Below are 24390 nucleotides of genomic sequence, written 5' to 3' on the forward strand. Positions count from 1 at the left end.
CTCAGTGAAATGGACTTCACCACCGTTATTGCTCCTTTACTATCTCCGCTCGGCTATCTGCTACCCCTGCTGCTGATTGCCATTCTGATCAACACCCCCTGGTTCAAGGGCATAATCGGGGAGTGGTTTATCAACCTCAGCATCCGGCTCTTTCTCAACCAGCGGGAATATCACCTGCTCAAGGATGTGACCCTGCCCATCCCTCAGGGCAGCACCCAGATAGACCATGTGATCGTCTCCCGCTTCGGGATATTCGTGATTGAAACCAAGAACATGAAGGGCTGGATATTCGGCAATCCGGCTCATAAAAGCTGGACCCAGCAGATCTATCGCCGCAAGCACAGCTTCCAGAATCCCCTGCACCAGAACCACCTGCACATGATGACCCTCAAATCCCTGCTGGGGGTGGCGGATCATCAGCTCCACTCCGTCATCTATTTCATTGGCGACTGCACCTTCAAGACCCCCATGCCGGACAATGTGATGAACCGCGGGTTGATCCGCCATATCAAAGGAAAAACCACTCAGGTATTGACCCCTGCCGAGGTCACGCAAGTGGTCGAGACCATCCTGCAGGGACGGCTGGCAGCCAACTGGCAGACCCACAGGCAACATGTGGCCCAGCTGAAGGCGCGTTACGGTGAATCGCCATGCAAGCCGTTATCCGCCAAGGCAGTACCTGACGAAAAGAGGGCCGCGCCTCCCCTGTCACCGCCCAACCGCTCGGTGACCAAAGTCCGACTTGCCCCAGATGTGGCAATACCATGGTCTTGCGTACTGCCAGCCGGGGAGAAAACAGAGGCAATCAGTTCTGGGGATGCCGCGGATACCCGACATGCAGAGGGATGCTGACCCTTGCGAAGACGCGCCATGGGACGGCGACGCAGGACACCAGGGCCTGACCCCAGAACATCCAGTTGGAACTGAAACAAGGGCGGCCACTTGGCCGCCCTTGTTATCTCTGACTGTCAGCGAATGGTCGCCATCTTCCTGACGCAGGCCTGCTCCCTGTCATCCACCCGCTTGGCAAACCAGGCGGTGGTGAGGTTGCGGGTGATCTTGGGGCTTTTCAGCTGGATGCCGGGCAGCACGGCGCGGGGTTGGCGCTTGCCCGCCTGCTTGTCGGCCAGGGTAAAGACCCTGTGATAGAGGTCGGTCTGGGCAAAGTCGGCACTATCCCCCTTGAGCAGACTCTGGTGGATGGCCTGCTTGCTCATGTTGACGCGGCTGGCGATGCTGTGCACCGCAAGCTCCGTCTTGCCGGGCAGGTCGGAGTCGTAGCGGACCAGATCCCCGTCCAGGGCCAGGGGCTTGCCGCTGACCCGGCTCACCGCAGCCTGGAAGGCGGCGTTGCGGCTCGCATACCAGCCCGCATTGAAGTCGGCGAAACGGTAGAGGGTGTCCGGGTAGTCGGCGGGATAACCGAAGATGTGTTTGGTGCCAAACCAGATGCCGCCCCGGCGGGTAAAGACTTCGTGGCGGATGGACTCCTTGACGGGATAGGGGTAGCCGCGGGCGTTGGCCTCGGCAAAGGCCACGCTCACCTGCATGGGGCCCCCGGTGCGCACCGGATTGAGGTTGCCAAAGAGCTGCTTGCCCATGGGCACGGCCCCTATCATGTCCTCGAAGATCTCGCTCATCTCCCGCTCGGTGCGAAGGGCATCTATGCGCGCGGCGTAGGATTTGCCCGTGGGGGACTTGATGGAGAGGGCGGTGCGCACCACGAACTCGGGGATGAGCAGCTTGGCGGCCCGGGCGTTAATCTCCTTCCAGGCTATCTTGCCAAGGCCGGGCACCACGGGATCGGCCTGATAGGTGGCCTCCTGCTCCGCCACCGCCAGCACTGAGCAGACATTGTGATCGTTCACCGTCAGCCCCTGGGTGCTGAGCGCCGTCACCACGTCGTTGGCCCAGCCCGGCTTGTCTTGTACCTGGCGCGGCAGGAAGCGCACTATGCGGCTCTTCATGTCCGCAGGCTTGCGCGGCTGCATCGCCTTGGGCTGTTTGGCGATGGCGGCGGCCTCCTCGACAGTAGGAGTAGGGGGTGTCGGTTCACTGGCGCAGCCCGCCAGCACGGCGGCAGCCAGCAGTGCGCAGAGGCGCCAGGGGGAGAAAGACAAAGGGCGAGAGGGGATCATGAGGGCTTCCGATAAAGTGCGGGCCCCTCATGCCGGATGACGGGCCCCGAATGCAAACAGGTGGCCATTGTAGTGGATGGCGCGGGCAATCTGAAGGCGGCAGAGCAGCCGGGGCCCAGAGCTGCGGCATCCCCTGGCGTCATCACGCCAGCTCGACCCGGTTGCGCCCCAGGTGTTTGGCCCGGTAGAGCGCGAGATCGGTGCGTTTGACCAGCGCCTCGACCGCCTCCCCCGCCTGGCCTATGCCGACGGCGATGCTCACGGTAAACTTTATCTCCTCGCAGGCGACCAGAGCCTCGGTGGCGGCTCTTATCTGCTCCGCCAGTGCCTGGGCCTTGTCGCTCAGCATGCCGGGCAGCCAGATGGCGAACTCCTCGCCCCCCAGGCGCGCCACCACCCCATCCGGCGGGCAGTGCTGACACAGCAAGGCGCTGAATTCCTGCAGCACATTGTCACCTATGCCGTGGCCATAGCGATCGTTGATCTGCTTGAAGTGATCGAGATCCAGCAGCAGCAGCGGCGTCCCCTGATCCACATGGGCCTCCAGCACGGCGCGAAACGCGCGGCGATTGGAGAGACCCGTCAGTTCGTCGGACATGGCGAGCGAGGCCAGCCGGGTCTGGACGCCATACATCTGTTGCACCATCAGCAGCACGCCCCAGGCCGTGGCCAGCATGCCGAGGGTACGCAGGCTGTCCTCGACGGTGGATAGCCACCAGGACTGGAAGTAGGCCTCGTCAACCAGATCTATGGTTCCCGACACCAGCCAGCTCCCCAGTCCGGCACAGAGAAACAGGTAGGTCCGGTTCGAGATCTGGGCACACTGCACCACCCAGAACATGAACAGCAGGGTCAGCACATTGATGGCCTCGGCCAGGGCGCCGATGGTGTAGAGGTTATGTTCGGGCAGGCGCTCGAAGCTCGCGGCATCCAGCCCCCCCGTCAGCAGCAACAGGCAGAGCAGGCTCAGCAGGGCGAGGCGGCGACCAGGGGAGAGCGAGAAGAACCTGGCGGGGTGTACGGATAACCTGAGGGGAGTCTTCATCATCGTTATGGCTCCAAACCTGCATTGCCTCTATCCCTGGCGGCTGCACTCAGCCGCCAGCACCCAATGAACCGCAAGGCCAATCCTGGCCGCACGGCGCTCGTATTGTGAGCTGATTTTTCCATAAAAAACAATCCCCTCAGCACAGTGCTGAAGGGATCCTGGTACCATTTTTCACTATGCGCCGCCCTGCTGCTGCCGGCTACCCCCTGGCACAGGCGGTGTGGAGGACATCCTTCAAGGGGCTGGCCTCATCCTCGACACGCCCGCCCCTCATGCACTCTGGCGCAGGGCGCGGATCTGGGCGGCGCCATTGATCACCGCCTGCAAGGAGGCGTTGACCACATCGCGGCCTATGGCCACCCCGCACATGCGCACTCCGTCGACGCTCAGCAGCACATAGGCGGCGGCGCGGGATTCGGTGCCGGCGCAGAGGGCATGCTCGGAGTAGTCCAGCACGTCAATGTGCATGCCGGTCTGGCGCTCCCAGCCGTTGACCAGGGCGGTGATGGCCCCCTCCCCCTCACCACAGAGCTGCAAGCTGCCGTCCGGGGTCTGCAACTCGAGGCGCAGGGTCTCCTGGCTGTCGTGGCCGAGCTGGAAGCGGCCGATGCGATAACCGTGCAACGGCTCGAGGTAGTGCTGCTCGAACAGGGCGCGGATCTGCTCCGGGCTGATTTCGCTGCTGCTCGCCTCGGCTTGCGCCTGTACCCGGCGGCTGAAGTCGATCTGCAGCCAGCGCGGCAGTTGCAGGCCAAGGTCGCGCTCCAGCAGATAGGTGACGCCCCCCTTGCCGGACTGGCTGTTGATGCGGATCACCGCCTCGTAGCTGCGGCCGAGGTCGGCCGGGTCTATGGGCAGGTAGGCCACATCCCAGTAGGGATCGGGCTTCTCGGCCGCCAGGGACTTGCGAATGGCATCCTGGTGGCTGCCGGAAAACGCCGTGTAGACCAGCTCGCCGGCATAGGGGTGGCGCGGGTGCAGGGCAATCTGGGTACAGGCCCCCACGGTCGCCACTATGGCATCCATGTCAGCGAGATCCAGCTCGGGATCTATCCCCTGGCTGTAGAGGTTCATGGCCATGGTGACTATGTCCATGTTGCCGGTACGCTCGCCGTTGCCGAGCAGGGTGCCCTCGATGCGGTCGGCCCCCGCCAGCACCGCCAGCTCGGCGGCGGCTACGCCGCAGCCCCGATCGTTGTGGGTGTGGATGGAGATGCTCACCTCGGGGCGCGCCTTGAGGTGGCGGCAGAACCACTCCACCTGATCCGCGAACACGTTGGGAGTGCTCACCTCGACCGTGGCGGGGAGGTTCAGGATCATGGGGCGGGAGGCAGCGCGCCACTCGTCGATGACGGCGTCACACACCTCCACCGCGAACTCCACCTCTGTGCTGCTGAAGCTCTCGGGGGAATACTGGAAGCTCCACTCGGTGCCGGGATTCCTGGCCGCGTATTCCCGCACCCAGCGCGCACCCTGCACGGCGATGGCCTTGACCCCCTCGCGATCTGTGTTGAACACATAGTTGCGCTGGGTCGGGTTGACCGAGTTGTAGACATGAACGATGGCGCGTTTGGCCCCCTTGAGGGAGTCGAAGGTGCGGGCGATGAGATCTTCCCGGGCCTGCACCAGCACCTGTATGGTGACATCCTCCGGGATGAGATTGCGCTCTATGAGTTCCCGCACGAAGTCAAAGTCCGGCTGGGAAGCGGCGGGGAAGCCGACCTCGATATGCTTGAAGCCGACATGGACCATCAGCGCCCACATCTGCAGCTTCTGGGCCACCGTCATGGGCTCGACCAGTGCCTGGTTGCCGTCGCGCAAGTCCACGGCGCACCAGAGCGGCGCCTTCGTCATCACCTGGTTGGGCCATTGGCGATCGGCCAGGGCGATGGTGGGGGCCGGGCGGTATTTGCGATGATCGAAGCTCATATTCAGATTCCCTTGGCAGATGTCCTTGAGGCGCGGCGCCGTTGCGGGGATGACGGTACGCAACGACGCGACTGGGCAGGCAAACCGGCGGGGCAAGGAGGGGGAACGGGTTGGCGCGGTAACGCTGGCCCTGACGGTTGCGCGGGTGGTAACCCCACAACCGGTTTCCTGTGGCGCCTCCTGATAAGAGGGGCCGGCCTGCGCTGCCGGGTTGGCAGCGGGCCTTGATCCTCTCGCACCCCGCTGTTGCAGGCGCAGACGACCTTATGTGATGAGGGACCAGTATATAGAGGCAATCGGGGCGAGTGATTGCGAAGATGCGGCCCTTTTGCCAAAAGTGCGCAATCATTGTCTACTTAAAGGCAAGTTAAGGGTGTATTTGATCCACGCTCTACTGAGATGTGTCTTTTTTCTCCTCGTCGATATCGTCTCTGGACTCACCGAGCACTCCGGCCCGCCATCAAAACAAAAACCCCGCCATCACTGGCGGGGTTTGTCATTACTCATTCGCACTGACGCTCAACTGGCCGGGGAGTCACCCCCTCGCCCATTAGCGGTTTTTAACTCTCTCGTGCAGCTCCTGCACCGAGTTCACGTTGGCAGTGGCATCGACGCTGATGGCCATGCAGGTCGCGAAACCGGCGTTCAGGGTAGTGGTGTACGCCACCTTGTGCTGCAGGGCGCCACGGCGCAGCTGCTTGGAGTCCTGGATCGCCACCCGCCCTTCGGCGGTGTTGACGATATAGGTGTACTCACCGTTCTTGATGCGGTCCAGGATGTGCGGGCGACCCTCGTGCACCTTGTTGACCAGGCGCGGGTTGATGCTCGCCTCGCCCAGGGCCACGGCGGTGCCGTGGGTGGCATCGAGCTCATAACCCAGCTCCAGCAGCTTGGCGGCGAGATCGACGACCCGCTCCTTGTCACTGTGACGCACGGACAACAGGGCGCGGCCCTCTTTGGGCACGGCATGGCTGGCACCCAGCTGGGCCTTGGCATAGGCCTCGGCGAAGCTGTTGCCCACCCCCATCACCTCGCCGGTGGAGCGCATCTCAGGCCCCAGCAGCGGATCCACCCCCGGGAACTTGGCGAAGGGCAGCACCACCTCTTTCACCGAGTAGTAGGGCGGGATGATTTCGGTGGTGAAACCTTGCGCCTGCAGAGACTGACCGGCCATGACACGGGCGGCAATCTTGGCCAGGGGCGCGCCGGTCGCCTTGGAGACGAAGGGCACGGTACGGGCGGCACGGGGATTCACCTCGATGAGGTAGATCTCGTCATCTTTCACCGCGAACTGCACGTTCATCAGGCCGACCACGCCGAGCTCCAGCGCCAGCTTGCGTACCTGCTCGCGCATCTCGTCCTGAATTTTCTTGGACAAGGTGTAGGGCGGCAGGGAACAGCCGGAGTCGCCGGAGTGGATACCGGCCTGCTCGATGTGCTCCATGATGCCGCCGATGACCACATCCACGCCGTCACAGATGGCGTCCACGTCCACCTCGGTGGCGTCGTCGAGGAAACGGTCCAGCAGTACCGGTGATTCGTTGGAGACGCTCACCGCTTCGGCGAAGTAGCGGCGCAGGTCGATTTCGTCATAGACGATCTCCATGGCGCGGCCACCCAGCACGTAGGAGGGGCGCACTACCAGGGGGTAACCGATCCGCTCGGCGGTCAGTACCGCCTGCTCCAGGGCAGTGACGGTGCCGTTTTCCGGCTGCTTGAGGCCCAGGCGCTCGACGGCAGTCTGGAAACGCTCGCGGTCTTCGGCGCGGTCGATGGCGTCCGGGCTGGTGCCGATGATGGGCACGCCGTTCGCTTCCAACGCTCGCGCCAGCTTGAGCGGGGTCTGACCGCCGTACTGGACGATGACACCCTTGGGCTGCTCAACCCGCACGATTTCCAGCACGTCTTCCAGGGTCACCGGCTCGAAGTAGAGGCGGTCGGAGGTGTCGTAATCGGTGGAGACGGTCTCGGGGTTGCAGTTGACCATGATGGTCTCGTAACCGTCCTCGCGCAGGGCCAGCGCCGCGTGCACGCAGCAGTAGTCAAACTCGATGCCCTGACCGATACGGTTCGGGCCACCGCCGATGATCATGATCTTGTCACGATTGCTCGGGGCCGCCTCACACTCCTCGTCATAGCTCGAATACATGTAGGCGGTGTCGGTGGCGAACTCGGCGGCGCAGGTATCGACCCGCTTGTAGACCGGGAAGATGTTGTGACGGGCGCGCAGTTTGCGCACCTCGCCCTCGGCCACCCCCAGCAACTTGGCCAGGCGCGCATCGGCGAAGCCCTTGCGCTTCAAGGCGCGCAGGAAGTCGGCGTCCAGGCCAGCCATGCCGCGCTCTTTCACCTCTTCTTCCAACTTGACCAGATCTTCAATCTGCACCAGGAACCAGGGGTCAATCTTGGTCAGCTTGAAGATGCCATCCATGGAGAGCCCTGCGCGGAACGCATCGGCGATGTACCAGATCCGGTCGCAGCCCGCTTCTTGCAGCTCGTGACGGATGCGGGTCAGGGAGTCAGGGGCATTGAGGTCAACCATGGGATCGAAGCCGGTCTTGCCGGTTTCGAGGCTGCGCAGCGCCTTGTGCAGGGACTCCTGGAAGTTGCGGCCAATGGCCATCACTTCACCGACCGATTTCATCTGGGTGGTGAGGCGATCGTTGGCGCCGGCAAATTTTTCGAAGTTGAAGCGCGGTATCTTGGTAACCACGTAGTCGATGGCCGGCTCGAAGGAGGCCGGAGTGCGACCACCGGTGATGTCGTTCATCAGCTCGTCCAGGGTGTAACCGATGGCGAGCTTGGCGGCGATCTTGGCGATGGGGAAACCGGTCGCCTTGGAGGCCAGCGCGGAGGAGCGGGAGACCCGCGGGTTCATCTCGATGATGACCATGCGACCATCTTTCGGGTTGATGCCGAACTGGACGTTAGAGCCACCGGTCTCGACACCGATCTCGCGCAGCACCGCCATGGAGGCGTTGCGCATCAGTTGATACTCCTTGTCGGTCAGCGTCTGGGCTGGCGCGACAGTGATGGAGTCACCGGTGTGGATACCCATGGGGTCGAAGTTTTCGATGGCGCAGACGATGATGCAGTTGTCGTTGCGATCCCGCACCACTTCCATCTCGTACTCTTTCCAGCCAATCAGCGACTCATCGATGAGCAGCTCCTTGGTCGGCGACAAGTCCAGACCGCGCTCGCAGATCTCGACGAACTCTTCGGTGTTGTAGGCGATGCCGCCACCGGAGCCACCCATGGTGAAGGAGGGACGGATGATGCAGGGGAAGCCAACCATCTGCTGCACGCCCCAGGCCTCTTCCATGTTGTGGGCGATGCCCGCACGGGGACATTCGAGACCAATGCTCTTCATGGCGATGTCGAAGCGGCGGCGATCTTCGGCCTTGTCGATGGCATCGGCGGTGGCGCCAATCATCTCGACCCCGAACTCGGCCAGCACCCCGTGCTTCTCCAGATCCAGCGCACAGTTCAGTGCGGTCTGGCCGCCCATGGTGGGCAGGATGGCGTCCGGGCGCTCTTTCTTGATGATCTCGCGCACCACTTCCCAGGTGATGGGTTCGATGTAGGTGGCATCGGCCATCTCGGGGTCGGTCATGATGGTGGCCGGGTTGGAGTTCACCAGGATGACGCGGTATCCCTCCTCGCGCAGGGCTTTGCAAGCCTGGGCGCCGGAGTAGTCAAATTCGCAGGCCTGACCGATGACGATGGGGCCGGCGCCGAGGATCAGGATGCTCTGTAGGTCGTTACGTTTTGGCATGGCTTCTCTTTTCCTCTTAAGCGCGATACTGCTTGATCAATTCAATAAAGTGGTCGAACAGACCGGCACAGTCGTGGGGACCCGGGCTCGCCTCGGGGTGACCCTGGAAGCTGAAGGCCGGACGGTCGGTACGATGGATGCCTTGCAAGGAGCCGTCGAACAGGGAGACGTGGGTGGCACGCAGGCAATCGGGCAGCGAGGTCTCATCCACCGCAAAACCGTGGTTCTGGGCGGTGATCATCACGGTATTGTCATCCAGACTCTTGACCGGGTGGTTGGCACCGTGGTGGCCGAACTTCATCTTCGCCGTCTTGGCACCGGAAGCCAGACCCAGCAACTGGTGACCCAGGCAGATGCCGAACACCGGGGTGTTGGTCTCGAGGAAGGCCTTGATGGCCGCGATGGCGTAGTCGCACGGCTCGGGGTCACCGGGGCCGTTGGAGAGGAAGATGCCATCGGGGTTCATGGCCAGCACCTCGGAGGCCGGGGTCTTGGCCGGTACCACGGTCAGGCGGCAGCCACGGTCCACCAACATGCGCAAGATGTTGCGCTTGACGCCAAAATCGTAGGCGACCACGTGATATTTGAAGTCGCTTTCGCTCGGGGTGACATGACCCTTGCCCAGCTGCCAGCTCCCTTCGGTCCAAGTGTAAGACTCGTTCACGGTCACTTCTTTGGCCAAATCCATGCCCTTGAGGCCTGGGAAGGCGCGGGCCTGGCTCAGGGCATATGCCTCATCAACCTGCTTGCCGGCCAGGATGCAACCGGCCTGGGCACCTTTCTCGCGCAGGATGCGGGTCAGTTTGCGGGTGTCGATCTCGGCGATGCCAACGATGTTTTGGGACTTGAGGTAATCGGAGAGAGATTGCTGATTGCGGAAATTGGAGGCAAGGATCGGAAGGTCACGGATGATCAGGCCCTGAGCATGGATCCGATCGGACTCTTCATCTTCGTTGTTGGTGCCGGTGTTGCCTATATGTGGATATGTGAGGGTGACTATCTGACGGGAATATGAGGGGTCGGTAAGGATTTCCTGGTAACCCGTCATCGACGTGTTAAAAACAACCTCACCAACAGAACATCCCTCGGCGCCTATCGACACGCCTTTGAACACAGTTCCATCTTCCAGCACTAGCAATGCAGTGTGATTCAAGACAACCTCCAGTTATTTAGCTTTAAATTCAGCAATTTACCTGGGTGTCGCGGCTCAGAACCTTGTTTGAAACAGGGGGCTGAACCGGCAGATTTCTGGCAAATTGGGCGCATTCTACTCAAAAATGATGTCATTTCAATGTCTTTCAACAAAATAAATGCATCTAAATTCAATAAAAAAGCAATATTACCCATTATCTATGCAGTTTTACTATTTACAACCCCCGCCAACAAAAGAAAATCCCGATACGAGTTCAAAACTGCCCACCTGAGTCACCCTGGTGACACAATTCAATATTTAACCAAACAAAAACAGACAGTTGAGAAACCAAAAAAAAATATCTCAATCACGATAAAAGCATATTTGTCAGTACTTGTTTTTATGAAATCAAAGGAAAACGTTTTTCTTTGGTTGAATTTTTACGCTTTTTAGAGTCGTGTGAAAAAATCGTAGCAAGGGCCAAAAACAGGGACTTGCCGTTTACCCTTCGGTGACAACTCATGCCCCCATCATCGGGGGCATTAGGGAAGAGTGAGTGTTATGGGCGCTTGGTTGAAAAAAAAGAGCATAAGCCCTATTTAACACACATAAAAAACCCCGGTCGCCCGGGGTCATCTGCTTCACTTCAGGTTGAGTACGTCCTGCATGTCATACAGGCCCACTGGCTGCCTGCTTAGCCAGGCGGCGGCGCGTACCGCACCGTTGGCGAAGGTCAGTCGGCTCGACGCCTTGTGGCTGATCTCGACCCGCTCGCCAATGTCGGCGAACATGACGGTGTGCTCCCCGACCAGATCTCCGGCACGAATGGTGGCGAAGCCGATGGTGTTGCGATCCCGCTCACCGGTGATCCCTTCGCGGCCATAGACGGCACACTCTTTCAAGTCACGTCCGAGGGTCTTGGCCACCACTTCCCCCATGGAGAGCGCGGTGCCGGACGGCGCGTCCACCTTGTGTCTGTGATGCCCTTCGATGATCTCGATGTCGGTGTAGTCTCCCATCACCTTGGCGGCCTGCTCCAGCAGCTTGAACACCAGATTGACACCGACCGAATAGTTGGAAGCGAAGACGATGCCTATGTGCTGGGCCGCCTCATGCAGAGCCTGCTTGCCTGCCTCGTCAAAACCGGTGGTGCCTATCACCATGGCCTTGCCATGGGCGCGGGCGAAGGCCAGATTGGCCAGGGTCACCTCGGGGCGAGTGAAATCGATGATGAGATCGAACTCATCCCGTACCTTGTCCAGGCTGTCGCTGATAGCCACCCCCAGGTGGCCCAGCCCATTGAGTTCGCCCGCGTCCAGACCGACCACGACAGAGCCCGGTCGCTCCAGTGCGGCGCCAACGACCACCCCCTCAGCATTGGCGATGGCCTCCAGCAGCACCTTGCCCATACGACCATTACAGCCCATCACGGCCACACGGATCGGATTGTCCATCTCCACCCTCTCATCTGTTGTCATGTTTTTTGGAAAGGGACAGTTCTACCAGCCCTGACGTCCTTTGAAAAGCCCCGTGAGCCTCCCGGCTTGGCACCGCCATATAAACGGATAACTTTCAAATATCAGAATATATGACGACATATTTAGATATATCAGAATCAGCATGCATTAATATTTATCCATCTGGACGGCTATCTTGACCCGTGAGAGGCAAATCACTAGGGTATGGGCCCAGAGTGGCAGGATGCCAGCCGCCCAATGCGGTTCATATGACAGGAGTCATGTTCCACGCATCCGAGGCCCTCATGCACCAACGAGTCCCTAACCCCACCGCCCTGCTTCCTCTACTGTTGTTCCTGGCCATCTTCATTGGCACCGGCACCTGGCTCACTCTGCAAGGGGTCGAGTTCGCCTTCTATCAGCTGCCTGCCCCTGTTGCCGTGCTACCTGCGGTGATCCTGGCCCTGCTGCTCGGCAAGGAGAGCTTCAACCAGAATCTTGAAACCTTCTTCAAGGGAATTGGTGACAGCAACATCATGGCGATGTGCCTGATTTATCTGCTGGCGGGGGCCTTTGCCACCGTGGCCAAGGCCACGGGGGGGGTGGACGCCACCGTCTCCCTCGGTCTGTCGCTGATCCCCGGCTGGTGCCTGCTGCCGGGTCTGTTTCTCATCTGCGCCTTTATTGCCACCGCCATGGGTACCTCCATGGGCACCATTGGGGCAGTCGCACCTGTGGCTCTCGGCGTCGCCCAGGCCGCCGGCATCGATCCCGTGCTGATGGCGGGTACCATACTCTCGGGGGCCATGTTCGGCGATAACCTCTCCATCATCTCGGACACCACCATAGCCGCGACCCGCAGCCAGGGCTGCGAGATGAAAGACAAGTTTCGCGAGAATTTCAAGATTGCCGCCCCCGCCGCCGTGCTGGTGATCCTGATCTACCTCACCCTGGGCAATGTGGGCGACGCACCGGCCCCCCATGGTAGCCCGGACTTGTTCAAGGTGATGCCTTACCTGCTGATCCTGGGGCTGGCACTGGCCGGGGTGAATGTGTTCGTGGTGCTTGGCCTGGGCATATTGGCCGCCGGTATGGTGGGGCTGTTCGGGGGTTACTCCCTCGGCCAATTTAGCAAGGATATCTATCAGGGCTTCACCGGCATGCAGGAGATCTTCCTGCTCTCCATGCTGATCGGTGGTCTCGGCGCCCTGATGGAGCGCCAGGGAGGATTGGCCTGGGTTGGCGATCGCATCGGCGCCCTCATCCGTCGTTTCACCCGCCATCATGATGGCGAGCAGAACGAGAAAGCCGCCGAGCTCGGCATCGCCGGGGTGGTGGGCCTCACGAACCTGTGCACCGCCAACAACACCGTCGCCATCATAGTGGCCGCCAAGGTCTCCCGGGACCTGGCCGAACAGCATGGGGTCACCCCGCGACGGGCCGCCTCCATGCTGGATATCTTCTCCTGCGTGGTGCAGGGTCTCATCCCCTGGGGAGCCCAGGCCCTGCTGCTCGGCTCAGTGTTTGCCCTCTCCCCCCTCTCGGTGGTGAGCATGAGTTTTTATCCCATGGCGCTGGCGCTCTCGGCCCTGGCCGCCATCGTTATCAAGCATCAACTGCGCCGGGATTGAGATCCGACAATCCCTGCCAAGCCGGGCCCAGTACCCGGCTTTTTTATCCCAGGCCGTTTGCCCTGTGCGCTCCCCTTGTTAAGGTAGAGGCACGCAATCCAACCCGGAGCCTCCCATGTCGGACAGACAATCCCTGCGCCAACTCATCCGCCAGCGCAGGCGCGCCCTGAGCCAGACCGAGCAACAGGTCGCGGCGCAGCAGTTGCTGGCGCAGTGCCAACAGCATCCTGGTATGCTTGCCGCCAAGCGCATCGCCCTCTACCTTGCCAACGACGGCGAGCTCAGTACCCTGCCGCTCATTCACTGGCTCTGGGCACAGCACAAGGAGGTCTATCTGCCGGTGCTGCACCCCTTCAACCCGGGCCATCTCCTGTTCTTGCGCTATACGGCGACCAGCCCCATGACCCAGAACCGTTTTGGCATCGCCGAGCCCGAGCTCGATGTGCTGCAGGTCTTGCCCCACACCAACCTGGACCTTATCTGCACGCCGCTGGTTGCCTTCGACGAGACTGGCAACCGGCTCGGTATGGGGGGCGGGTATTACGATCGCACCCTGACCGCCTGGCAGCAGCACCGACTGGGGCCCAAGCCGCTGGGTATTGCCCATGACTGCCAGCGAGTCGACACCATTCCCTGCGAGAGTTGGGACGTGCCGCTGCCGGAGATCCTGACCCCGAGCAGGCGCTGGTGCTTCGCGCAAAGCTGAGAGTGCCTGCTGCAATGATGCCATCGGGCGCCACTCCGCCTTTGTCGGTGACATCGGTGGCCGTCTGCCCAACAAACAAGCAAACGATTTACATCTTGGGCTTTTTATCCTCATAACGTGAGCGCCACGGTCGCCCCCGAGAGTACTCTTGGCTATAATGCGCCCGCTTTTTCCCCTAAGGATCTACCATGACTCAAGATGACATGAAGAAGACGGCCGGCTGGGCTGCGCTCAAATACGTAGTGCCCGGCACCATAGTCGGCGTAGGCACCGGCTCCACCGTCAATCACTTTATCGACGCCCTGGCGACCATGAAGGGTGAGATCAAGGGGGCCGTATCCAGCTCCGTGGCCTCCACCGAGCGTCTCAAGGGCCTTGGCATTGAGGTGTTTGACCTCAATGATATCGATGCCCTCTCCGTCTATGTAGATGGCGCCGACGAGATCAATGGCAGCCGCGACATGATCAAGGGCGGTGGCGCCGCCCTCACCCGGGAAAAGATCGTCGCCGCCGTGGCGGACAAGTTCATCTGCATCATCGACAACACCAAGACAGTGGATGTGCTGGGGCAATTCCCGCTGCCGGTCGAGGTGATCCCCATGGCGCGCGAGTACGTGGCCCGCGAGATCCGCAAACTCGGTGGCAACCCTGTCTGGCGTGAAGGTGTCATCACCGACAACGGCAATGACATACTGGACGTCAAGGGTATGGCCATCACGGATGCCAAGGGGCTGGAAAACCAGCTCAATGCCATCGTCGGCGTCGTCACCAACGGACTGTTCGCGCACCGTGGTGCGGACGTAGTACTGATAGGTACACCGGACGGCGTCATCACCCAATAATCGGGTAGTGACATTGATAGCGGCGCCTGATGGCGCCGTTTTTTATTATCTGTCAGTCCCTTGCCGTCAACCGTTTGCAACTATCGTTGATAACTTCAAAGAATTTGACTTTCGTCACAAATATTCCCTCTGCCTGTTGTTTTTGCTACTTTACGGTTTTCTTCACACACCATAGCTGCACTGATTTAGAGGGATCGCCATGACCGTCAAGTTTTCGCTCGACAAGGATAAGATCAAGGTACTGCTGCTGGAGGGGGTACATCCCAACACGGTAGAAACCTTCCGGGCCGCCGGTTACACCAATGTGGATTACCTGAAAACCTCCCTGAGCGAAGAGGATCTGATCGAACGGATCCGTGATGTCCACTTCGTCGGTCTGCGCTCACGTACCCAACTCACCGACAAGGTGCTGGACGCGGCCCAGAAGCTGTTTGCCATCGGCTGCTTCTGCATCGGCACCAACCAGGTGGATCTGAAAGCCGCCGAGCTACGCGGCATTCCCGTCTTCAACGCGCCTTTCTCCAACACCCGTTCGGTCGCCGAGCTGGTATTGGGTGAGATACTGCTGTTGTTGCGCGGTATTCCCGAGAAAAATGCCAAATGCCATCGGGGTGTGTGGGAAAAGCTGGCCAACCGCTCGGTAGAAGCGCGTGGCAAGAAACTCGGTATCATAGGTTATGGCCACATCGGCACCCAGCTTGGCATCATCGCCGAGAGTATTGGCCTCAAGGTCTATTACTACGACATCGAGAACAAACTCTCCCTGGGTAACGCCATCCAGGTACCGAGCATGGCCGAGTTGCTCAACATGTCCGATGTCATCAGCCTGCATGTGCCAGAGACGGCCTCCACTCAGGATCTGATCGGCGCCGAGCAACTGCGCATGATGAAACCAGGCGCCATCTTGATCAACGCATCCCGTGGCACTGTGGTCGATATCGATGCCCTGGCCGACGTGATCAAGAGCGGTCACCTGAGTGGCGCCGCCATCGACGTCTTCCCAAGCGAACCCAAGTCCAACGATGAAGAGTTCCTCACTCCGCTGCGCGGCCTGGACAATGTGCTGCTCACCCCGCACATCGGTGGCTCGACCCAGGAAGCCCAGGAGAACATCGGCCTGGAAGTAGCCAGCAAGCTGGTCAAGTACTCGGACAATGGCTCCACCCTGTCCGCGGTCAACTTCCCGGAAGTCTCCCTGCCTGGTCACAAGGGCTCCAGCCGCTTGTTGCATATTCACCGCAACCAGCCTGGTGTCATGAACCAGATCAACCAGATCTTCGCCGAAGAGGGGATCAACATCGCCGGTCAGTACCTGCAAACCAGCAGCGAGATCGGTTATGTGGTGATCGACGTAGAGACTGAGCACAGTGAGAAAGCTCTCGCCAAGCTCAAAGAGATCAACGGCACGTTGCGGGCCCGGATCCTGCACTGATCGCACATCGTCATCATCAAAAAGGGCTCCTATAGGAGCCCTTTTTATATGCTGTGCGAGATGATCCGACTCAATCGATCAGGAACACCGCCTCGACATTGTCCGTGATGCTGATCTCCTGCTGCTCATAGCTGGCATCCGCCTCGGGCGCCGCCGCCATGGCGGCCATCTTCATCCCTCTGCCATAGACCGGCATGGGCGCGGCATTGCGATACTCAATGCTGTATACCTTGCCCAGGGTCACCCCAAATGCCTTGGCCAGGGATTGCGCCTTGGCTCTGGCATCTTGTACCGCACTCACTCTGGCCTGCTCGCGAGCAGCCTGGGGATCTTTCAAACCAAACTCAATCTGGGAAACGGACTCGAGCCCGGATTTGAGGGCGGTGTCCATCAGCTGGCTGAGCTTGTCGAGTTGATAGAGTTTGACTGCCAGCTGGCGCTGAGCACGGTAACCGGTCAATTCGGGTTTACGGTTCTGCGGATACTGATATTCGGGGGAGATCACCAGATTGCCCGCCTCCACATCGCTGCGTTTGATGCCCAACCCCTCGAGTTGACCAAAGAAGGCCGCAACCCGCTTGTCGACCTGCTGCTTGGCATCAATGCCCTTCTTCTCCAACGCCGTCACGGCCACACGCAGGGTCAGCATGTCGGGCTCCACCTTCTGCTCGGCATTGCCGCTCACCAACAGATGCGGGGCTTGAGGCACCTCGATAGCCATGGTGGTTGCACTGGTGCAAATCAGACACAGGGAAAGGATGGAACGCCACATAGATAACACCTCAATCAGAATGATGGCGGCATTATGCACGGGCCAGATGCAGATTCATATATCGTGACTGGGGGGGATAAAGTCCAGCACGTGATTGCTCATGTCCAGGCTGATGCTGATCTCGTTGATCGCCTGTGCTGGCGGTTGAGAGAGATTCGGTGTGGCGGCCAGTTCCGGCAGCCTGTCGGCCTCATCGAAGTGGAATGAGTCCCACGACAGAATGTGTCCCTCAACAGGTGATGTCACCTCCACAGCGGCAATGGGATCGCTCCAAGCGTCCCATCCTTGCGTATCGGGACTGGCCAATAAATCATGCAGGGGAGCCGTGATACTCTGCAACGAGCACTCTTGCTGACGTTGCCCATCGCCGCAGAGCAGCACCATGTGGGGGGATTCAACACCGACATAGGGGACGAAGGAGAGTTGCATAGCGGCAAAGTCGACGTTCAATACCCCGGCGGCCTCACCATCTTCGTTCTCTATTTCAAGCCCGGTCAGGCTGCTGCCATCGAGCTGGGTCTGATAGGCAAAGCGGCCGGAGCAGACAATATTGTCCTGCCCGTCCCAGCTATAGCGAATGCCATCAATGTCAATCCAGTTAAAGGGCCCCATATCTTCCTCACTACGTCAATGTTGCCTATCTTAACGTCCTTCCCGTGTCAGCAACAGAGGGCAGGCAAGCCCGCCCTCTGTACATGCTGTCTACGGATGTGGATCCACCTTGAGGTTACCATCATCGAGCAGTTGCTTGATGATGTCCTGGTTGGAACCAGAAGAGAAGCTAGGTGCATTCTGGAAGAGCACAGTCAACTGATCCCCGCCTGCAGTACCACCATTGGTGTCTATGGTCAGCGTGTTATTGGCCGTATCAAAGGTCAGATAACTGTTGAGCGTACCGGCCAAGACACTGTTGTTGGCGCTGGCAGGCACATCGACCAGCAACTGGGACAAGTCCAGCACATCGCTGTTGGCATTGCTGCCACTCAACCCAAGGGTGAAGTCGGCTATCTTGTCGATACTGCCATCGGCCTCGCCAGCCAGCCACTTGAAGGTATCGTGCCCGGCGCCACCGGTCAGGGTATCTGCACCCAGGCCACCGATCAGCGTATCGTTGCCGATGCCGCCATCCAAAATGTCCGTACCACTACCGCCAGACAAGTTGTCGTCACCATCCCCCCCCGACAAGGTGTCATTACCATCACCACCGGCAAGCAGATCCTTGCCACCCAAACCTGACAAGTTATCGTTTCCCCCTCCACCAGAAATAATATTATCCACCGCATTGCCAATGATAGTGTCGTTGTAATCGGAACCTATCGCATGACCTTGCGAACTGCCCAAGGTCAGATTGATGCCACTGAGCGAGCCCGAGTAGTCCAGACCATAGGGAGCATCGGGCAACAGGTTGACGCCCAAGCTGCTGTTCACCGTATCACCATCACCATCTTGCAAGACAACAGGCAAGTCGAAGTGGACAGGCACACCCGGAGTCGGTACCGACGTCCCGAAGTCCCCGATCTTGAAGGTCCCCCCCCCTGCATGAGCAAACTCCAAGCTGTTGTAACCGTCCGCCGTATACGCAGCCAATTGAGTATTCTCCACCACTCCTGCCACCGTTGCTGAGTAGCGGGTTAGCGGCCCTGGATCGGCATCGGTAAAGGTAACGGTGAACACATGCCCCCCCACATTGACCATCTGGGATAGGCCGGCCAGGATACTCACTATCAGGGTCGTATTGTTATAGCGGATGGCCACTGCACTGAGAGAGTCAATAGACCCGTCACCCAGTACGTTATTACTGTTTGTATCATCTCTTGCCAACAGCTTGACACTGGTGCTACCGCCGACGTTAGTGAACATGGCGGAGGCGCCGTTCACATCATAATGCGCATCGAAGCTGTGGTTTTGATTCGACACATTGGCATAACTCTGACCATTTGCAGGAGACCCAGTAAGATCGATGACGAAATCGACTCTCACCGCTTCATCTACCCCCACAGAGTTGCCCGCGCTGATCCCGCCTTCATTCGCATTGGTATTCACTGTGCCACTGCTGACCCCCGACTCCATGGGCGTCAGCAAGATATCCAGGCTGTTATCATTGGCAAGCGTGTTGAAACCCGCCCAGGCACCATTACCCCCAACGAAGTTGTACCCACCACTATTGAAATCTATGGTGGTCTGCCCACCATCCACCGTCCCCTGCATGTCAATTTCATAGGTCCCGCTCATCGGCATCAGTGTCGCAACGAAAATGACACCCGCAGCCGTGGACGCCGTCAGTACGGTACCGTTTGCCGAGAGATGATAGGTAATGGGTAACCCGCCTGATGTCAGGCCACTATTGGCCCCATTGAGAACACTGTTGAACATAATGATGCCGCCATCGGCACCATAGTTGTTCGCCAGGCTTCCATCTCCATCAAGCAGGAACTGCCCTGTCGTCCCCGAGGTGTTCATCAGGATGCCGGTCTCGGCCGCAATCAGACTGGGGCCGTCATCATCAAAACCAATCTTGTTCGAGATGTTCACCACATTACTGCTGGCGATATCGCCATCGCCATCGGTCAAGGCCACCTGTACAGCCAAACTGCCCGGTGCCAAGAAGACGGTCTCGTCATAACTGTTGTAGCCATTGGCCTGAATCGCTGCAGCAGGGTGAGCCAGGGAAAGGTACTGCTCCACTGTTGCCACGCCGGTCACGGCATTCATCTCGATAGCAAAGGCTACTTTGCCATTAAATGCCCCCCCAACAACGACACCAACCACAACCCCATTTGACAGCTTGATCAGACTGATAGCAGAGCCATCCGTTAAGGTCAGCCCCGAGGCTGCACTGTTAACCACCAAGCTGTAAACCTTGCCATTAACGGCATTAGGACCATCCGCACCATAAACTTCAGAGGTGAGATTCACCAAGGCGCCAGCGCTGACACTGCGACTGATAGCGCCAGCTCCTGCCACATCAGGGTCATCTCCTTTGACAAACTCCAAGGTAGCTATGGTGCTGGCCTGACTCATAGTGGCACTCTCATCAAGGGAGATCGTCACGCCATTTTCACTGCTGATGCTCACCTCGGGGGTGTCATCAATGATGCGTATCGCCAGGTCTGAGGCTGTTGATGTCGTGCCACTCACCCCTGTCACTGTTATCAAGTTACCAATGTCATCGAAGTACGTGGTCGCCGGGGTCGCGTTGATAATGTTGTCCGACAGGGTATAGCTGTACCCCACAGTCCCACTCTTGCCATCGGCACTCAGCGTGAAACTGGTAATGTCGAGCAGCCCATAACCCGTATTGATGTTCTGTGGCAGAACGCCTGCTGCGGTAAATGTCACCCCCAATATGGTCACACTTGCAACACCATCCGTCGCACTGACCAGGAAGGTACCATTCACCACTTCCCTGCCATCACTGTTCAAGATCGGGTCTGACAACTCATTACGACCATCAACCAACGCCGTTTCATAAACAGTGGTCGTCTCGCCACCCACTGCCTGCACAGTCACAGTCTGACTGTCATCCGCCCCCTGGATAGTGATGGTCAGCTTGGCGATTGCCTCATCGCCATCGGCATCCTTCATGGTGTACCAGACGTCATAGCTCTGGTTGAAGGCCGATGTCAGCGCCTGGGTCGCCGGACGGCTGTTGTCCAGCGCATAGGTCCAGCTGCCGTCGCCGTTTTGCACGAAGTTACCGTAGGTCGTCAGCGCGGTGACTGCCGCACTGTTGTTATGCCCGGTCGCACTCCAGCCCACGAACGCCGCCGGGTTGTCTGCACCAGAGAGGTCGTTGCCCAGCACGTTGCCGTTCAGGCTCGCCACCACGTCTTCGGTCACGGTGCCGCCGACATTGTCGTTGGCAGTCGGCACATCATCCACGATGCGCACGATGAGCTGGTCGCTGCCACTGGTGCCGCCCACCCCGTTCACCGCAATGGTCACGCTGTCGTCAAACTCGGTCAGCGTGGCCCCCGCCTTATTGTCGTTGTCGATGGTCGCGCTCAGGGTGTAGCTGTAGTTCACCGTCCCACTGGCCGCTGTCCCGCTGTAACTCAGCAGGGTCAGTATCCCCTCCCCGGTATTGATGGTCTGGCTGCCGTTGAAGGCTTGCATCTGGGCAAAGGTATAGGTCGTGCCCCCTATCACCACGTTCAAAATCCCGTCCGACGCCGCCACTGTGAAGCTGCCCGTCGCTGTCTCGCTGTTGGCCGCCGCATTCGAGCCGTTCGGGCTGAGACCCGCCTCGTACACCAGGTGGTCCGGCCCCATCGCCGCCACCGTCACCACACTGGCGCTGTCGTTCGCCCCCTGGATGGTGATGGTCAGCTTGGCGATTGCCTCATCGCCATCGGCATCCTTCATGGTGTACCAGACGTCATAGCTCTGGTTGAAGGCCGATGTCAGCGCCTGGGTCGCCGGACGGCTGTTGTCCAGCGCATAGGTCCAGCTGCCGTCGCCGTTTTGCACGAAGTTACCGTAGGTCGTCAGCGCGGTGACTGCCGCACTGTTGTTATGCCCGGTCGCACTCCAGCCCACGAACGCCGCCGGGTTGTCTGCACCAGAGAGGTCGTTGCCCAGCACGTTGCCGTTCAGGCTCGCCACCACGTCTTCGGTCACGGTGCCGCCGACATTGTCGTTGGCAGTCGGCACGTCATCCACGATGCGCACGATGAGCTGGTCGCTGCCACTGGTGCCGCCCACCCCGTTCACCGCGATGGTCACGCTGTCGTCAAACTCGGTCAGCGTGGCCCCCGCCTTATTGTCGTTGTCGATGGTTGCGCTCAGGGTGTAGCTGTAGTTCACCGTCCCACTGGTCGCTGTCCCGCTGTAACTCAGCAGGGTCAGTACCCCCTCCCCGGTGTTGATGGTCTGGCTGCCGTTGAAGGCCTGCATCTGGGCAAAGGTATAGGTCGTGCCCCCTATCACCACGTTCAAAATCCCGTCCGACGCCGCCACCGTGAAGCTGCCTGTCGCTGTCTCGCTGTTGGCCGCCGCATTCGAGCCGTTCGGGCTGAGACCCGCCTCGTAGACCAGATGGTCCGGACCCATCGCCGCCACCGTCACCACGCTGGAGGTATCGTTAGCCCCCTGGATGGTAATGGTCAGCTTGGCGATTGCCTCATCGCCATCGGCATCCTTCATGGTGTACCAGACGTCATAGCTCTGGTTGAAGGCCGATGTCAGCGCCTGGGTCGCCGGACGGCTGTTGTCCAGCGCATAGGTCCAGCTGCCATCGCCGTTTTGCACGAAGTTACCGTAGGTCGTCAGCGCGGTGACCGCCGCACTGTTGTTATGCCCGGTCGCACTCCAGCCCACGAACGCCGCCGGGGTGTCTGCACCAGAGAGGTCGTTGCCCAGCACGTTGCCGTTCAGGCTCGCCACCACGTCTTCGGTCACGGTGCCGCCGATATTGTCGTTGGCCTTAGGCACGTCGTCTTCTACATGGATCAGGAAGTTCCCAGCCAAGGTGCCACTGCCGCCGCTGGCCTGCAGGATGCTGGTGAAATCGAGCGTCAGCAGTTCATTGTCGTCACCGTTACCCAGTGGGTGATCCAGCGACTTGACCAAGTTGAACTGATAGCTGCCATTTGAACCGACCTGAAGTGTGAACACAGTCGCCCCATTGGCCGTGCCAGTCAGAGTATCACCCACTACCGTATAGACCAGCGCCACGCCACCCGAACTGGCCGGGGTTACACCACTGGTATTAGTGTTGAGGCTGATGGTCGCGGAATTGTCCGGGCCGACAATCAAGGGGGCAACGCTGCCACTGACGCTGTTGGTGACGCTATCACCGTCGGTGATGCCATTTGGCAGTTCATCCTCATCGACATAGCCTTCCACCGCGCCCACGTCTTCGACATAGAGGTGCAGGGTCGCCGTGGCCGGATCGCCGTCCTTGTCGATGATGGTGTATTGGAAGTCCTCAGTGAGATCACCATTCACATTGGCGGGCGCCTGATAACTCCATGCCCCGGTGGAGAAATTGAAGCTCAGCTTGCCTCCAGCCGGGGTGGTAACGGCTGTCAGCTGCTGATCGCCATCGAGCACCCCATCCCAGCTGTAGGTGGTCGCGCCGATTTTGATGGACTGGATATAGCCCGGGCCATCCGCACCATAGGCATCATCATCCCCACCGCCAACGACAGTGTTGGTGCCGTTGAGCACATTGCCTTGCACCAGACCACCAATGACCTGATTGAGCAGGGTATCGACCAGATCGCCGAAGTTGTTCACTCGCAGCGGGGTATTGTTCGGCCCCGCATCCACGTCGATATCTTGCAGACGGGCATCGATGATGCCATTACCGATACCTATGGTGGTGACAGTGATACTGTTGTTATCGACGAAATTATTCCAGCTGGTTGCTACAGGGCTGGTAAGCGACGTGCCGCCAGGACCAGTTTGTTCGTTGGGGTTGCCATCGCTGATGAAGACCACCTGATTGTTCCACCCCGAGATCGGGGTATAGGAAGCAATGGTCTCCTGGATGGCATCGGTAAAGTCGGTATCTCCGTTGAATGGGCGAACACCGCCAGGCTCTTGCGGGTTCAGTGAGTTCACCAGATTAGTGAACGCAGTGATATTGTCAGTTGGCAGGTAAGCAATGGAATCGCCGGAGAATGCAACGATTTGGATCTTGACCTGACCACCAGAGGTGTTGAACAACGCCTGCCCTGCAGTACGCACCGCATCGAGCATGGCGTTCAGTTCGTTATTATCGATACTGCCGCTGAAATCGAGTACGAACACCATATTGATGTTTTGGGACTGCCCGGACAGCACGGTAGCATAGTCATCTTGCGCTACCGGAATATCGTCTTGCACATCAATGGTGAATGAACCTTTCGTAAAGCCTGGAACCCGATCACCATCCCCATCGGTGGCGACCAGCACCCCCGAGAAGTCGATAGGCACTGGCAGCAGTTCATTATCCCCATTAGGTAACCCTTCCTTGACGGGATGATCCAGCGGCCCCTTCAGGGTGAAGGAATAATCACCATCGGCAGCCACCGTCAGGGTAAAGATGACTGTCCCGCCGGCGGAGGCTGTCAGCACATTGCCCGCCACGTTGTAACTCAACGCCACACCGCCGCTGCTCAGTCCTTGTGAGACCAGCGAGCTGACGTTATTCGACAGGCTGAATACGCCAGGACCATCGGCGCCAAACTCTACCAAGGTATTCAGAGTGCCCGAGGTGTCACTGGCCGTGGTGGTCTGCCCCGGCCCTTCATGATTGCCCTCATGAGGAGCACCGCCAGCCAAGGTCAGGGCATCCTCCTGGACAGCACCATGCACTGTGGGACCTTGTCCATTACCAGACTGCACCGGGCCATCATCTTCGAAGCGGAATACGCCGCCAGTACCCAGATCGACACTGGCCTTGGCACTGTCGCCATCGGCATCGGTGACGGTCTGCACCAGGGTCAGCACACCGCTGTTCAGGGTCAGGCTGACACTGTCATCGTGGTTGCCGGTATTGCCGTGCCAGACATTGTCCAGCAGGTTCAGGGTCACTGCCCCC

The 24390-nt window shown here is 59.5% G+C and carries 14 protein-coding genes and 1 pseudogene; 6 read left to right on the forward strand and 9 right to left on the reverse strand.

What is annotated here, in order from left to right; all coding sequences use genetic code 11:
- Window positions 1–9: 9 nt before the first annotated feature.
- Window positions 10–902 (forward strand): annotated as a pseudogene (locus BN1130_RS23180) (nuclease-related domain-containing protein).
- 66 nt (window positions 903–968) lie between these two features.
- Here BN1130_RS23180 and BN1130_RS12105 read toward each other — a convergent pair.
- The 5 genes from BN1130_RS12105 to carA form a co-directional block, all read right to left on the reverse strand.
- Window positions 969–2138, reverse strand: coding sequence for a DUF1615 domain-containing protein (locus BN1130_RS12105; protein WP_042042274.1), 1170 nt, complete (start codon window positions 2136–2138; stop codon window positions 969–971).
- A 142-nt stretch (window positions 2139–2280) separates the two neighbouring features.
- Window positions 2281–3186, reverse strand: coding sequence for a GGDEF domain-containing protein (locus tag BN1130_RS12110; protein ID WP_052448225.1), 906 nt, complete (start codon window positions 3184–3186; stop codon window positions 2281–2283).
- Between the two features lie 270 nt (window positions 3187–3456).
- Window positions 3457–5115, reverse strand: coding sequence for a 2-isopropylmalate synthase (gene leuA, locus BN1130_RS12115; protein ID WP_042042275.1), 1659 nt, complete (start codon window positions 5113–5115; stop codon window positions 3457–3459).
- Between the two features lie 550 nt (window positions 5116–5665).
- Complete coding sequence (gene carB / locus BN1130_RS12120) at window positions 5666–8890, reverse strand: carbamoyl-phosphate synthase large subunit (RefSeq protein WP_042042276.1); 3225 nt, start codon at window positions 8888–8890, stop codon at window positions 5666–5668.
- A 16-nt stretch (window positions 8891–8906) separates the two neighbouring features.
- Window positions 8907–10043 (reverse strand): glutamine-hydrolyzing carbamoyl-phosphate synthase small subunit, encoded by a 1137-nt coding sequence (gene carA, locus BN1130_RS12125; protein WP_042042277.1) that lies wholly within the window; start codon window positions 10041–10043, stop codon window positions 8907–8909.
- Between carA and BN1130_RS22265 the strand changes: the two genes are divergently transcribed.
- On the forward strand, window positions 10035–10475 hold the full coding sequence (locus BN1130_RS22265; RefSeq protein WP_157013987.1) for a hypothetical protein: 441 nt from the start codon (window positions 10035–10037) through the stop codon (window positions 10473–10475). The genes carA and BN1130_RS22265 overlap by 9 nt on opposite strands.
- Before the next feature lie 188 nt (window positions 10476–10663).
- On the opposite strand, the gene dapB is transcribed toward BN1130_RS22265, so the two are convergent.
- Window positions 10664–11476, reverse strand: a complete 813-nt coding sequence (gene dapB / locus BN1130_RS12130) for a 4-hydroxy-tetrahydrodipicolinate reductase (RefSeq protein ID WP_042042278.1) — start codon at window positions 11474–11476, stop codon at window positions 10664–10666.
- A gap of 284 nt (window positions 11477–11760) precedes the next feature.
- On the opposite strand from dapB, the gene BN1130_RS12135 reads away from it, so the two are divergent.
- The 4 genes from BN1130_RS12135 to serA all read left to right on the forward strand — a co-directional run bounded on the left by BN1130_RS12135 (window position 11761) and on the right by serA (window position 16090).
- Window positions 11761–13110: a Na+/H+ antiporter NhaC family protein gene (locus BN1130_RS12135; protein WP_232301977.1), complete on the forward strand. Its 1350-nt coding sequence runs from the start codon at window positions 11761–11763 to the stop codon at window positions 13108–13110.
- Window positions 13111–13225: 115 nt separating this feature from the next.
- On the forward strand, window positions 13226–13816 hold the full coding sequence (locus BN1130_RS12140; protein WP_042042279.1) for a 5-formyltetrahydrofolate cyclo-ligase: 591 nt from the start codon (window positions 13226–13228) through the stop codon (window positions 13814–13816).
- A 188-nt stretch (window positions 13817–14004) separates the two neighbouring features.
- Window positions 14005–14658 (forward strand): ribose-5-phosphate isomerase RpiA, encoded by a 654-nt coding sequence (gene rpiA, locus BN1130_RS12145; protein ID WP_042042280.1) that lies wholly within the window; start codon window positions 14005–14007, stop codon window positions 14656–14658.
- A gap of 199 nt (window positions 14659–14857) precedes the next feature.
- On the forward strand, window positions 14858–16090 hold the full coding sequence (gene serA, locus BN1130_RS12150; protein WP_042042282.1) for a phosphoglycerate dehydrogenase: 1233 nt from the start codon (window positions 14858–14860) through the stop codon (window positions 16088–16090).
- Between the two features lie 70 nt (window positions 16091–16160).
- Here serA and BN1130_RS12155 read toward each other — a convergent pair whose 3' ends face one another.
- The 3 genes from BN1130_RS12155 to BN1130_RS21340 all read right to left on the reverse strand — a co-directional run bounded on the left by BN1130_RS12155 (window position 16161) and on the right by BN1130_RS21340 (window position 24383).
- Complete coding sequence (locus BN1130_RS12155; protein ID WP_042042283.1) at window positions 16161–16862, reverse strand: SIMPL domain-containing protein; 702 nt, start codon at window positions 16860–16862, stop codon at window positions 16161–16163.
- Between the two features lie 54 nt (window positions 16863–16916).
- On the reverse strand, window positions 16917–17474 hold the full coding sequence (locus BN1130_RS12160) for a hypothetical protein (protein WP_042042284.1): 558 nt from the start codon (window positions 17472–17474) through the stop codon (window positions 16917–16919).
- A 90-nt stretch (window positions 17475–17564) separates the two neighbouring features.
- Complete coding sequence (locus BN1130_RS21340; protein WP_052448226.1) at window positions 17565–24383, reverse strand: T1SS-143 repeat domain-containing protein; 6819 nt, start codon at window positions 24381–24383, stop codon at window positions 17565–17567.
- Window positions 24384–24390: the final 7 nt, after the last annotated feature.

Source organism: Aeromonas rivuli, from assembly GCF_000820045.1.
GTDB classification, from domain to species: Bacteria; Pseudomonadota; Gammaproteobacteria; order Enterobacterales; family Aeromonadaceae; genus Aeromonas; species Aeromonas rivuli.